General features: G+C 70.5%; 10 protein-coding genes and 1 pseudogene. 5 read left to right on the plus strand and 6 right to left on the minus strand.

Annotated features, from left to right (window positions below):
* The first annotated feature begins 118 nt into the window (after positions 1 to 118).
* The 4 genes from VHK87_RS02810 to VHK87_RS02825 are packed head-to-tail and all read left to right on the plus strand — an operon-like array spanning position 119 to position 5295.
* Positions 119 to 1312, plus strand: coding sequence for an acyl-CoA dehydrogenase family protein (locus VHK87_RS02810; RefSeq protein WP_329633379.1), 1194 nt, complete (start codon positions 119 to 121; stop codon positions 1310 to 1312).
* 45 nt (positions 1313 to 1357) lie between these two features.
* Positions 1358 to 2977 (plus strand): acyl-CoA synthetase, encoded by a 1620-nt coding sequence (locus tag VHK87_RS02815; protein ID WP_329633380.1) that lies wholly within the window; start codon positions 1358 to 1360, stop codon positions 2975 to 2977.
* Positions 2974 to 3762: a crotonase/enoyl-CoA hydratase family protein gene (locus VHK87_RS02820; RefSeq protein WP_329633381.1), complete on the plus strand. Its 789-nt coding sequence runs from the start codon at positions 2974 to 2976 to the stop codon at positions 3760 to 3762. The genes VHK87_RS02815 and VHK87_RS02820 overlap by 4 nt, the downstream gene beginning before the upstream one ends.
* A gap of 24 nt (positions 3763 to 3786) precedes the next feature.
* On the plus strand, positions 3787 to 5295 hold the full coding sequence (locus VHK87_RS02825) for an acetyl-CoA acetyltransferase (RefSeq protein ID WP_329633382.1): 1509 nt from the start codon (positions 3787 to 3789) through the stop codon (positions 5293 to 5295).
* A gap of 61 nt (positions 5296 to 5356) precedes the next feature.
* Here VHK87_RS02825 and VHK87_RS02830 read toward each other — a convergent pair whose 3' ends face one another.
* The 5 genes from VHK87_RS02830 to VHK87_RS02850 are packed head-to-tail and all read right to left on the minus strand — an operon-like array spanning position 5357 to position 10804.
* A complete protein-coding gene (locus tag VHK87_RS02830; protein WP_329633383.1) occupies positions 5357 to 6397 on the minus strand; it encodes a sulfate/molybdate ABC transporter ATP-binding protein in 1041 nt (346 codons plus the stop codon).
* Between the two features lie 10 nt (positions 6398 to 6407).
* Entirely contained in the window at positions 6408 to 7244 is an 837-nt protein-coding gene (gene cysW, locus VHK87_RS02835) for a sulfate ABC transporter permease subunit CysW (RefSeq protein WP_329633384.1), read from the minus strand.
* On the minus strand, positions 7241 to 8089 hold the full coding sequence (cysT, locus tag VHK87_RS02840; protein WP_329633385.1) for a sulfate ABC transporter permease subunit CysT: 849 nt from the start codon (positions 8087 to 8089) through the stop codon (positions 7241 to 7243). Before cysT ends, cysW begins: the two co-directional genes overlap by 4 nt.
* Before the next feature lie 3 nt (positions 8090 to 8092).
* Positions 8093 to 9130, minus strand: coding sequence for a sulfate ABC transporter substrate-binding protein (locus VHK87_RS02845; protein WP_329633386.1), 1038 nt, complete (start codon positions 9128 to 9130; stop codon positions 8093 to 8095).
* Between the two features lie 15 nt (positions 9131 to 9145).
* Positions 9146 to 10804 (minus strand): OprO/OprP family phosphate-selective porin, encoded by a 1659-nt coding sequence (locus VHK87_RS02850; protein ID WP_329633387.1) that lies wholly within the window; start codon positions 10802 to 10804, stop codon positions 9146 to 9148.
* A gap of 223 nt (positions 10805 to 11027) precedes the next feature.
* Here VHK87_RS02850 and VHK87_RS02855 point away from each other — a divergent pair, with 223 nt between their 5' ends.
* Positions 11028 to 12506 carry a PAS domain-containing methyl-accepting chemotaxis protein gene (locus VHK87_RS02855; RefSeq protein WP_329633388.1) on the plus strand — a complete coding sequence of 493 codons (1479 nt, stop codon included), beginning with the start codon at positions 11028 to 11030 and terminating at the stop codon, positions 12504 to 12506.
* Between the two features lie 4 nt (positions 12507 to 12510).
* Here VHK87_RS02855 and VHK87_RS02860 read toward each other — a convergent pair.
* Positions 12511 to 12987: pseudogene (locus VHK87_RS02860) on the minus strand (gfo/Idh/MocA family oxidoreductase); the annotation flags it as partial.

The following is a 12987-nucleotide window of genomic DNA, read 5'->3' on the forward strand; positions in this document are numbered from 1 at the left end:
GCCTTCACCTGGAACCACCCGGCCCACCTCTACCTGCGCCGGGCCCGCGCCGACGCCCAGCTGTTCGGCGGGCCCTCGTTCCACCGCGAGCGCTACGTCGCCGAACTGGAGGCCGCCCATGGCTGACGACGCCGCCCTGCCGGTCACCGACGAGAGCCTGCGCGAGGAGGTCCGCGCCTGGCTTGCTGCGCACTGGACCGACCCGCTGCAGGGCGAGGCCGAGCGCAAGGCCTGGATGGCCAAGGTCGTCGAGGGCCGCTGGGCCGTCCCCCGCTGGCCGACTGAATGGATGGGCCGGGGCCTGAGCGATGCGCAAGGCCGCATCGTCGAGCGCGAGTTCGCCGCCGTCGGCGCGCCGGGCACAGGCCAGGACCGCACCAACCTGTGGGCCAACACCCTGCTCGCGCGCGGGACCCAGGCGCTGAAGGACAAGCTGCTCGCGCCCCTGCTGCGCGGCGAGGTCGGCATGTGCCTGCTCTATTCCGAGCCCGGCGCCGGCTCGGACCTGGCCGGCGTCCGCACCCGCGCCGACCGCCAGGGCGACCACTTCGTCGTCAACGGGCAGAAGGTCTGGACCAGCTACGCCGCCAGCGCCGACTACGGGATGCTGATCGCCCGCACCGACTGGGACGTGCCCAAGCACCGCGGCATCAGCTTCTTCTTCCTGCCGATGAAGCAACCCGGGGTGGAGGTCCGCCCGCTGCGGCAGATCACCGGCGAGAGCCAGTTCAACGAGGTGTTCATCACCGACGCCGTCTGCCCGGCCGAGAACCTGCTGGGCGAGCTGGGCCAGGGCTGGGGCGTGCTGCAGACCGCGCTGGCCTACGAGCGCTCGGTGATGGGCGAAGGCGCCAGAGGCCCCCGCAGCGGAGTGTCCGAGGGCCCTGGCGAGCCGCTGATCGCGCTGGCTCGCGAGGCCGGCGTGCTTTCCGATCCGCTGATCCGCCAGGAGATCGCCAGGGTGGTGGGCCTGAAGAAGCTCAACGCCCTCAACAGCGCCCGGGCCAAGGCGGACCTGAAGCAGGGCACGACTTCGGCGCTGATGAGCCTCGGCAAGCTCGCCATGAGCCGCATCCTGCACGAGGAGGCGCGCGTCCGGACGCTGATCCTCGGCGCCGCCAGCCTGCTGGAGGGGCCGGACCATCCGCGGGCGGAGGACGCCAACTTCCTGACGCTGAACGCCTACTTCACCTCCATCGGCGGCGGCACCGACCAAATCCAGCGCAACATCATAGGCGAGCGGGTCCTGGGCCTGCCCAAGGAGCCGGAGGTGGACCGGGACATCCCGTTCCGCGAGGTTCGCACGAGCTAGAGGGCGCCAAGCCCCACAACGACAAAGATCTAGGGAGACAGACGCGTGGGTTGGAATTTCGGAGACATCCTGGACGCCATCGAACCGGTGCTGCCGCCGGAGGCGCCGGCCTTCATCCACGGCGAGCGGACGATCCCCTGGAGCGAGGCGACGCGCGCCACGAACAACCTCGCCAGGGCCCTGATCGCCCGCGGCGCCGTCCCCGGCGACAAGATCGCCGTCTACATGCGCAACCGGCCGGAATACATGCTGGCGGTCGCGGCGGGCTTCAAGGCGCGGCTCACCCACGTCAACGTCAACTACCGCTACACGCCGGACGAGGTCTGGTACATTTTCGACAATTCCGATGCCCAGACCGTGGTCTACGCCTCGGAGTTCCGCGAGGCCGTGGAGCAGATCCGTCCGCGCCTGCCCAAGGTGAAGACGTGGGTCGAAGTCTCCGAGAGCGGCGAGACCGCCGCCTTCGCCGAGACGTTCGACAAGCTCGCGAACGAAGGCGACGGCGCCCCGCTGAACATCGAGCGGTCGGGCGAGGACCTGTTCTTCATCTACACCGGCGGCACCACCGGCATGCCGAAGGGTGTGATGTGGCCGCACCACGACCTGCGCGAGATCACCCTCAGCGCCGCCCGGAAGATGGGCACGGTGCCGGAGACCCTGGAGGAGCTGCGCGAGCACACCCGCAAGATCGGCCCGGGTGGGCGCGTGCTGATCGCCCCACCGCTGATGCACGGCACCGGCTTGCTGACCGCCCTGGGCGCGCACCTGTCCGGCGGCTGCGTCGTCACCCTCACCGGCGAGACTTTCGACGCCGAGGAGATGCTGGACGCGGTGTCCGGCCACAAGCCGCAGTCGCTGACCATCGTCGGCGACAGCTTCGCCCGCCCCATCCTCAACGCGCTGAACGCCAACCCCGGCCGCTGGGACGTCTCCTCCGTCGCCATGGTCGTCTCGTCCGGCGTCATGTGGAGCCTGGAGGTGAAGCGCGGCCTGCTGGAGCACATGCCCCAGGCGATGCTGAGCGACGCCTTCTCCTCCTCGGAGGCCCTGGGGATGGGCAGCTCGATCATGACCAAGATGGGCGAGGTGAAGACCGCCAAGTTCATGATCGGCGAGCGCTGCCGCGTGTTCGACGAGAACGACCAGCCGGTCGAACCCGGCTCCGGCGTGCGGGGCCTGGTCGCCCTCGGCCCCCCTAACCCGGTCGGCTACTACAAGGACGAGGAGAAGACGGCCCGCACCTTCCGGGTGATCGACGGCGTCCGCTACTCGATCCCCGGCGACTGGTGCATCGTCGAGGCGGACGGGACGCTGACCCTGCTCGGCCGCGGCAACGCCTGCATCAACACCGCCGGCGAGAAGGTCTTCCCCGAGGAGGTCGAGGAGGCCCTCAAGACCCACCCCAGCATCGAGGACGCCCTGGTGGTCGGCGTACCCGACGAGAAGTGGGGCCAGGCGGTAACCGCCGTCGTCGAGCTGGCGCCCGGCCACAACCTCGACGAGGCGGCCCTGAAGGCGCACGTGCGGAAATCGCTGGCCGGCTACAAGACGCCCAAGCGCATCTTCGTCGCCGACCGGTCCCTGCGGGCCAGCAACGGCAAGGCCGACTACGGCGCGGCCAAGGCTGTGGCCGAGGCCGGGGCCGGCGAGGCGGTGAGCGCGTGAGCGAAGCCGTCCTGGTCGACCGCCGGGAGCGGGTGATGATCGTCACCCTCAACCGGCCCGAGGCGCGCAACGCCGTGAACCGCGCCGTCACCGTCGGCGTCGGCGAGGCGCTGGAGGAGGCCGACAGCAACCCGGACGTCTGGGCGGTGATCATCACCGGCGCGGGCGACCAGTCCTTCTGCGCCGGCGCGGACCTCAAGGCGCTCGCCAACCGAGAGCCCTTCGCAGTCGGCGAGCGCGAGCAGGCCTGGGGCTTCGCCGGCTACGTCGAGCACCACATCTCCAAGCCGACCATCGCGGCAGTGAACGGGACGGCGCTGGGCGGCGGGACGGAGCTGACGCTCGCCAGCGACCTGGCCGTGGCCTCGGAGACCGCCACCTTCGGCCTGCCGGAGGTGAAGCGCGGCATCCTCGCGGCCGCCGGCGGGGCCTTTCGCCTGGCCCAACAGCTGCCGCGCAAGATCGCCATGGAGATGATGCTGACCGGCGAGCCGATCTCCGCCCAGCGGGCGCTGGAGCTCGGCTTCATCAACGCCGTGGCCCCACAGGCCCAGGTGCTGGACGCCGCGCTGAAGATGGCGGCGCGGATCACCGCCAACGCCCCGCTGGCGGTGCAGGCCTCCAAGCGCATCGCGCTCGGGATCCAGCACGGCAAGATTGCCTCCGAGGAGGCCGCCTGGGCCCAGACCCGCGCGGAGATCGGCGCCTTGCTGCGCTCCGAGGACGGCCGCGAGGGCCCCCGCGCCTTCGCCGAGAAGCGTGCGCCCGTGTGGCAGGGCCGCTGATATTTTCGAGTGAGGGACCGGACGATGAGTGACGACGCCGCGCGAATCCCGGTGATCGTGGGTGTGGGCCAGGTCAACGACCGGCCGAAGGACCCGCGCGAGGGCCTCGATCCCGTCGGCCTGATGGAGGCCGCCCTGCGGGAGGCCGACCGCGACGCTGGCGGCGGCTGGATCGGCCGGTTGGACTCCCTTTCGGTGGTCGATCAGCTCTCGTTCCGCGAGCTCGGCGACGTCTCGGGCCCGCTGGCGGCCAGGCTCGGGATCACGCCCAAGCTCTGCTACAAGAGCTCCTACCCTGGCGGCGACACGCCGATCCTGATGCTCAACGAGGCGGCCCGGCGGATCGCCGAGGGCGAGATCCAGGTCGCCGCCGTGACCGGCGGCGAGGCCCTGCGCACCGCCGCCCAGCTCGCCGCCCTGAAGGCGGGCGATGATCCCTCCGCCCACAACCCGCTGCGCCAGGCCACGGGCCGCGCCGGGCCGCCCTCCTTGCGCCAGCGCTATGGCCTGACCGCGCCGGTGGATGTCTACCCGCTCTACGAGAACGCCGGCCGCGCCGCGTACGGCCAGACCTTCGCGCAGGCCCAGGCCGAGAGCGGCGAGATCTGGTCGCGCTTTTCGCAGGTGGCGGCGGAGAACCCCGGGGCCTGGATCCGCAAGCCGACGCCGCCGGAGGCCATCGTCACGCCCTCCTCCGAAAACCGGCCTATCGCCTTCCCCTACAACAAGCTGATGGTCGCCAATTCCTCGGTGAACCAGGGCGCCGGCTTCATCGTCACCAGCCTGGCCGCCGCTCGCGAGGCAGGCGTCGCCGAGGACCGGCTGGTCTTCGTCGGCGCCGGCGCGGCCGCCCACGAGCCCGGCGACTACCTGCGGCGCGACCGCTACGACCGCTCGGTCAGCATGGCCGTCTCGCTGAACCGGGCGCTGGAGCTGAACGGCGTCACCGCATCCGACCTCGACTTCGTCGAGCTCTACAGCTGCTTCCCCTGCGTGCCGAAGATGGCCCGGCGGGTGATCGGCTGGCCGGTGGAGAAGCCCGCCACCGTGTTCGGCGGCCTGACCTTCGGCGGCGGCCCCATCGGCAACTACATGAGCCACGCCGTGGTCAGCATGGTGCTGAAGCTGCGCGAGAGCGGCCGCAAGGGCCTGCTCTTCGCCAACGGCGGCTACGCCACCAACAACCACACCATCGTGCTGAGCCGCGAGCCTTTCCCGCTGGAGACGGTGCGCCGCGACTTCGACTTCCAGGCCGAGGCTGACGCAGCCCGTGAGCCCGTGCCCGAACTCGATGAGGCCTACACCGGCCCCGGGACCATCGAGACCTACACGGTCCTCTACGAACGCGACGGTCGGCCTAAATTCGGGGTCATCGTCGGCCGCGGCCCCGCCGGCCAGCGGTTCCTCGCCAAGGTCCCGCCGTCCGAAGAGGCCGCCATCGACTTCCTCACCAACGGCAAGACCGAACCGGTCGGCCGTGCGGGCGAGGCGTTGGCAGGGCCCGACGGCGACGTCTACTGGCGCCTCAACTGAGCTGACTGCGCGTCCCGCTTGACCGCTCGTCCCGGCTTTCGCCGGGATGAGCGGAGTGGGGTCAGGCTGCGGGGTACAGGCTCGGCCGCACCAGCTTCAGCTTCACCGGCTGGCCCGCCGCGAGCCCCTCCGGCAGGCTCTGGGCAGAGCCGTGAATTTCCAGGCGCTCGTCGCCGACCGCACACTCCACGCGGGTGACCGGACCGGCGGCGAAGATGTTGCGCACCGTCGCGGAAACGCCCGACTCATTGGGCGGCAGCAGCGAGACCTCGTGAGGGCGGAAGAAGACGTCCACCCGCCCCTGCGGGGCGCCCTCCGGCGCGGGCGCCTCCCAGCCTTCGACGCGCAGCTTGCCGCCGTCCACCTCGCCCGGCAGCCGGCACGAGGCGCCCAGGAAATCGAAGATGAAGGCCGAGCGGGGCCGTTCGTAGACCTCCTGCGGCGGGCCCACCTGCACCAGCTCGCCTTCGCTGAGGATGGCGACGCGGTCGGCCAGGTCCAGCGCCTCCTCCTGGTCGTGGGTGACGAACACCGTCGTCACGCCGGTCTCGTCGTGGATGCGGCGCAGCCAGTGGCGCAGCTCACGGCGGACCTTAGCGTCGAGGGCCCCGAACGGCTCGTCGAGCAGCAGCATCCTCGGCTCGATCGCCAGCGCCCGGGCCAGCGCCACCCGCTGCCGCTGGCCGCCCGAGAGCTGGGCCGGGTAGCGGTCCGCCAGCCCGTCGAGTTGGACGAGGCGCAAAAGGTCGGCGACCCGCTTGTCGATCTCGGCCTTGGGCGGGCGCTGCGATCGCGGCCGGACGGACAGGCCGAAAGCGACGTTGCGGGCCACGGTCATGTGGCGGAACAGGGCGTAGTGCTGGAACACCATCCCCACCCGCCGCTCGCGGGCCGGGAGCGAGAGAAAGTTCTCGCCTTGGAAGCTCACCTCCCCGCCATCGGCCTGTTCGAGGCCGGCGAGGATGCGCAGCAAGGTGGTCTTGCCCGACCCCGAGGGGCCGAGCAGGGCCAGGAACTCGCCCTGGCGCGCTTCCAGCGAGACGTCCCGCAGGGCGGGATAGCGGCCGAACGCCTTGGCGACGGACTTGATCGATAGGCTCATGGGTTTCCGTTCAGTGGCGGCGCATGGCCCGCAGTTCACCGGCGTATCGAAGTTCGAGGCCGGTCTTGACGATCAGGGTCACCAGGCCAAGGCCCGCCAGCAGGGAGGCTGTGGCGAAGGCCCCGACGAAATCGTACTCGTTGTAGAGGATCTCCACGTGCAGCGGCAGGGTGTTGGTCAGGCCGCGGATGTGGCCGGACACCACGGAGACCGCGCCGAATTCCCCCATCGCCCGGGCGTTGCAGAGCAGCACCCCGTAGAGCAGCGCCCAGCGGATGTTGGGCAGGGTGACCCGGAAGAAAGTGGTGAAGCCGCCGGCCCCGAGCGTGATCGCCGCCGCCTCCTCGTCCGAGCCCTGCTCCTGCATCAGCGGGATCAGTTCTCGGGCGACGAACGGCAGGGTGACGAGCAGGGTCGCCAGCACCAGGCCGGTGGTCGTGAAGATCACCTTAATTCCCGCCGCCTCCAGCTGCGGCCCGAACCAGCCGTGGGCCCCGAACAGCAGCACCCAAACGAGACCCGAGATGACGGGCGAGACGGAGAACGGCAGGTCGATCAAGGCCAGGAGGACGCTCTTGCCTTTGAACTCGAACTTGGCGATCGCCCAGGCGGCGGCGACGCCGAAGATGGCGTTCAGCGGCACGGAGATCGCCGCCACGGTCAGCGTCAGGCGGATGGCCGACCAGGCGTCCGGCTCGCGCAGAGGCTCCAGGTAGCCGGCGACGCCGTTGCGGAACGCTTCGACGAACACCGTACCCAGCGGCAGCAGGATCAGCACGGTCAGGACCGCTACGGCGGCCAGGACCAGCAGCGGCGCGATCCCGGGGAGTTCGATCCGAGGGTTCATGCCACGCCTCGCCGGGAGAGGAAGGTCTGCACGAGGTTCAGCGCCAGCAGCACCCCGAAGGAGATCGCCAGCATCGCCAGGCCCACGGCCGCGGCGCCGGCGTAGTCGTACTGCTCCAGCTTGATGATGATCAGCAGCGGCGCGATCTCGGAGATCAGCGGCAGGTTGCCGGCGATGAAGATGACCGAGCCGTACTCGCCGACCGCCCGTGCGAAGGCGAGGCCGACGCCCGTCAGCAGCGCCGGCGTGACGGCCGGCAGCACCACCTGAACGATCCGCTGCAGGTCCGTGGCGCCGAGCGTGCGGGCCGCCTCCTCCACCTCGCGGTCGAGATCCTGCAGCACCGGCTGCACCGAGCGCACCACGAACGGCAGGCCGATGAACAAGAGGGCGATAAACACGCCCATCGGCGAGAAGGCGGTCTTCAGGCCGATCTTCTCCGCCAGGCTCCCGATCGGCCCGTTCGGCGCATAAATCGCGGTCAGCGCGATGCCGGCCACGGCCGTGGGGAGAGCGAACGGCAGGTCGACAAGGGCGTCCAGCAGCCGCCGGCCGGGGAACTCGTAGCGGACCAGGACCCATGCCACGAGCAGGCCCAAGGGCGCGTTGACGAGGGCCGCCAGCGCCGAGGCGCCGAAGCTCAGCTTCAACGCCGCCAGCACGCGCGGCTCGGTGAGCGTGCGCACGACCCCGTCCACGCCCAGCTCCCAAGGGCGCACGGCGAGCGCGACCAGCGGGATCAGGACGATCGCCGACAGGTAGACGAGGGTGAACCCCATCGCCAGGCCAAAGCCCGGCAGGACGCTGTGTTCTCGCCAGCGCCCCAAGCCCTTCGAAGCGGCCATTCCCTATCCCGGCTTGTAGATGCGGTCGAACACGCCGCCGTCGGCGAAGTGGGTCGCCTGGGCCTTCCGCCAGCCGCCGAACGTATCGTCGATGGTCACCAGCGGGATCCTCGGAAACTTGCGCGCCCATTTGGCGGCGGCCTTGGCGTCGCGCGGGCGGAAGTGGTGCTTGCCGATGAGGTCCTGGGCCAGGGGGCTGTAGAGGAAGTTCAGGTAGCCGGTCGCCTGGTGGCGGGTCTTCTTGCGGTCGACCACCTTGTCGACCAGCGCCACGGTCGGCTCGGCGAGGATCGACACCGAGGGATAGACGATGTCGAACTTGGGCCCGAACTCCTCGATCGAGAGGTGCGCCTCGTTCTCCCAGGCGAGCAGCACGTCGCCCAGGCCTCGTTGGGCGAAGGTCGTCGTCGAGCCCCGCGCCCCGGTGTCGAGCACCGGCACCTGCTTGTAGAGCTGCTGGACGAAGGCCTGCGCCTTGGCCGGATTGCCGCCCGGCTGCTTCAGCGCCCAGGCCCAGGCGGCCAGGTAGTTCCACCGCGCCCCGCCGGAGGTCTTCGGGTTGGGCGTGATCACCTCGATGCCCGGCTTCACCAGGTCGCCCCAGTCCCGGATCTTCCAGGGATTGCCCTTCTTGACCAGGAAAACGATCGTCGAGGTGTACGGAGCGGAGTTGTGCGGCAGGCGCGACTGCCAGTTGGCCGGCAGCAGTTTGGATCGCTGGGCGATCTCGTCGATGTCGTAGGCCAGCGCCAGGGTGACCACGTCGGCGGCCAGGCCGTCGATCACCGAGCGGGCCTGCTTGCCCGAGCCGCCGTGGCTCTGCTGGATGCCGATCGACTGGCCGGTCTGCTTCTTCCAGTAGGCGGCGTAGGCGGCGTTGACCTCCTTGTAGAGCTCGCGGGTCGGGTCGTAGCTGACGTTGAGAAGGGTGATCCCCTTCCCCGCCTGCGCTTGGACGAGACCGGGGACGGCGAGGGCCGCGGCGGCGCCGGCGCCCCCGGCGATCAGGGCGCGTCGGGAAGGATGGGTGAAGCTGCTCATCTAAGTGGGCTCCGATTAGAAGGCGTATTGGGTGCGGAAGGACCAGATGCTGAGGTCCTGGCCGACCTGGGCGCCCGCGGGGGGCGTCGCCGGGGCGGCGCCGAAGGCGGTTCCGCCAGGCGAGAGGCGGTCGACGGTCACGTACTGCCAGGCGGCCTGGAAGCGGACGTTGGCGTTCGGGTACCAGTTCAGGCCGGCGGTGAAGATCTCCTGCTCGCCGCCGCGGATCGCAGAGGCGACGGGGGCCGTGCCCGGCCCGCCCGCCAGGTAGTTCAGGTCCAGCACCGAGTAGCGGAGGCCCAGCTCCCAGACGCCCGGCGAGCGGTCCTTCCAGCTGAACGGCTTCTCGCCGCGCGGGGCGTCGAAGGTGCCGTTGTTCTGCTGATAGCGGCGCGGCTCGCCGGTGATCGTCCAGCCGGTCTGCACGTACCAGCCGGAGAAGTTCGGATCGGACAGCACGCTGGCGCGCCGCTGGACGTCGATGCCGAACCATTCGGCCTGCACGTAGAGGTTCTTCCGCTGCGCCCCGAACTCCAGCCCGAGCGTCGAGAGGCCCTCAGCGTCGATGTTGCCGGTGTCCACGAGCCGCGTGCCGTCGACCCGCATCTCCGGCCGCTCCCGCAGTCGGATGTTCGTCGGGACGCGGTTCTCCACGTCCGGCCCGCTGGCCGGCGGCTCAATCACCACCGTGCTGTTGAAGCCCAGGTGGACCAGCCAGTCCGTCCCGCGGGCGGGCACGTAGGTCAGCCGGCCGACGAAGGCCGACTGCTCATCGAAGGTCTGGGAGCCGATCAGATTGCCGGTCCAGGCGAGCGAGGCGGTCCAGCGCTCGCCGTTGGCCCAAAGCATGGCCGCCGTCCGCCCGTCGCCAGAGGCGATGCCTCGGATCAGCTCGGAGGCCGCGGCGCGCTCGGCGAACAGCGAGCCGTTGGTGGAGACCGCCTCTTCCAGACCGCCCGGCGGGGAGAAGGCGCCGGCCCTGATCTTCCAGCGGCCGAGGCCGTTGTACTGCACCCAGGCGGCGCTGATCCGGCCGGCCTCTTCGACGCCCGAGCCGCCGAAGTCGTAGAGGAAGTTGTACTCCCAGTCGCCGAACGCCTTGCCCTCCACGCCCAACCGGGCGCGGCGGAAATTGGCGCCGTCGTTCAGGTCGCGCGCCCGCTCATTCTCGACCGCGTCGCCGAACGATCCACGGCGGAAGTCGGTGGCCAGCGACCGCGGGGCGTCCTGGTCGTAATGGGCCGCGTCCAGCTGGAAGACGCCCCGGAAGGCGGCGGTGAACTGCCCGTCGCCGCTGGCGATGGTCGGCCGACCGTTGGCGATGGTGACGGTGTTGGCCCGCTGGTCGGCGCGCACCGCGGCGATGTTGGCGGCCGTGGACCCCTTCAGGTCGGCGATCATGCCGCGCAGCTCCTGCAGCTCGGCCTCGAGCGCATCGATGCGGGCGGCCTGCGGGTCGAGGCGCGGCGCAGCTGACGTCCCGCCGGTGGCGACAGGCGACGGCTCCTCCACCGGAGCCTCCGTCACCCCCTCGCTGAAGGCGGCTGCCGAGTTGGCCGCCGCGGCCTCGTCCGCGGTCTGCGCGAGGGCCGGATGCGCGCAAGCCCAGATCAGCACTCCGACGGCGGCGTGGGCTGCGAGCCCGGCGGCTCTGCGGACTGGCGTTAGTGACATGGCGGCTCCCCCAAGCAAGTGGTCGAGCCGAGCCATAGTTTGGAATACCTATCGAGTAAGTAGGCTTTTTGATGAAGGCGCTTCCAGTTTTTCTCCTACTCACCTTGTAGGCTTTTCACGGCCGGTCCCGCGTCAGCTTGTTAGCGGGACCTTTACCGACGCTGCGTCAGATGGTCGCTGGCGAGCGGCGCGCGTGCAGCGCCGCCCAGGGGGAACGTCTGCGATGACCGGCCTATTCCGCCGAAGCAAAGGTGACGCCGCCGACGCGCGGCTTCGGCACCTGGAGACCATGTTCAAGGCGCTCGGGGGCCGGCAGGGCCACCTCGAGCTCGAGCTCGACGGCACCATCCGCAGCGCCAACGAGATGTTCCTGCAGATGATGGGCTACGAGCTTTCCGAGATCGTCGGCCGCCACCATGACATCCTGGTCTATCCGGAGCAGCGCGGCGACGGCTCCGACGCCTTCTGGTCCGCATTGCGCAGCGGCCAGCCGGTCAGCGAGCGTTTCAAGCGGCTGACGAAGGACGGGCGGGAACTCATCTTCTTCGGCACCTACTACGCGCTGTGCGGCCCCGATGGCCGGCCCTACCAGTACATGCTCTGGGGCGCGGACGTGTCGGACCAGGTCCGCGCCCAGCGGGCCGCCGACGAGGCCCTGGCGCGCCGCCGCGAGGAGCAGCAGCGCGCCTTCGGAAGTCTTCACGGGGTTCTTACGGCGCTCGCCAAGGGCGACCTGACGGCGCGCATGCAGGAGAACCTGCCCGAAGAGTACCTGCCGCTGAAGCGAGACCTCGAGGTCGCGCTGGCGGAGCTCGCCTCGGCCCTGGGCAAGATCACGGAAACGACCGATGGCATGAACGCCGGCGCGTCCGAGATCGTCCGGGCCGCAGACGAGCTCGCCCGGCGCACTGAACAGCAGGCCACGACGCTTGAGCAGACCGCCGCTGCGCTCGAGGAGATCACCTCGACCGTCAAACGCACCGCCGAGGGCGCCATCCAGGCCAACACCGCCGTCGGCGGCGCCAAGCAGGAGGCCGAACGCAGCGGCGAAGTGGTCCGCGAGGCCGTCGCGGCCATGGACCAGATCGCCGGCTCGGCGCGGCAGATCAGCCAGATCATCGGCGTGATCGACGAGATCGCCTTCCAGACCAACCTGCTGGCGCTCAACGCCGGCGTCGAGGCCGCCCGCGCCGGCGAGGCCGGCCGCGGCTTCGCCGTCGTCGCCTCGGAGGTGCGGGCGCTCGCCCAGCGCTCGGCCGAAGCGGCCAAGGAGATCAAGGCGCTCATCTCCGCCTCCACCCAGCAGGTCGGCCAAGGCGTGGAGCTGGTCGGCCAGACCGGCCAGGCGCTGGAGAGCATCGTCGCGCGGGTGGCCGAGATCTCGGGCCTGGTATCGGAGATCGCCGCCTCGGCCCAGGAGCAGGCCACGGGCCTGGCCCAGGTCAACGCCGCGGTCTCGCAGATGGACCACGCGACCCAGCAGAACGCCGCTATGGTCGAGGAATCCACCGCCGCCAGCCACGCGCTGCAGAACGAGGTCGGCGAGCTGGTCCGGCTCGTCAGCCGCTTCCGCACCGGCCTCGACCGCCCAACCAGCGACCGCGGCTCGATCAGCGGCGGCGCCCACCGCAGCTACGCCGCCCCGGCCCTGAAGACCGTCAGGCAGCTGGCGGAGGAGCCGGCCGAGTGGGAAGAGTTCTAGCCGCTCAGAACTCGAACGCGGGGCCCTCCACCCGCTCGCCGAGCATAAAGGCGTCGGCCACGTGGCGGAACGGGGCCACGTCCACGTCGCTGCGGCGCTCGGCGATCAGCCGGGCGAAGTGGGCGTAGAGCGGAGCGTACTCCGCGTGCGGGCCGTGCGCTCCCGCTGGACCTGTCGCCGCCCCGTCCACCGTCAGCTCCGACCCGCCCTTGGACAGCACCAGCCGGCCAGCGTCGGTCTCCACCTCGATGTCCCACCGCTGCTCGCCGGCGTGCAGGAAGTCGAGCTCGGCCGCGATCGGGGCGCCGTTGGCGTCCTCGAAGGCCAGATCGGCGGCGATCGGCGCCTGCCGATTGCTCGGGAAGGTCAGCCGGGCGCTGCGCAGGCCGAACGCTTCGGGCAGGATGTGGGTGACGATCGACAGGGCGTTGATGCCGGGGTCGAACACTCCCATGCCGCCCGGCGCGAAGATCCATTCCTG

It is taken from the genome of Phenylobacterium sp. (genome assembly GCF_036263695.1).
GTDB lineage: Bacteria > Pseudomonadota > Alphaproteobacteria > Caulobacterales > Caulobacteraceae > Phenylobacterium.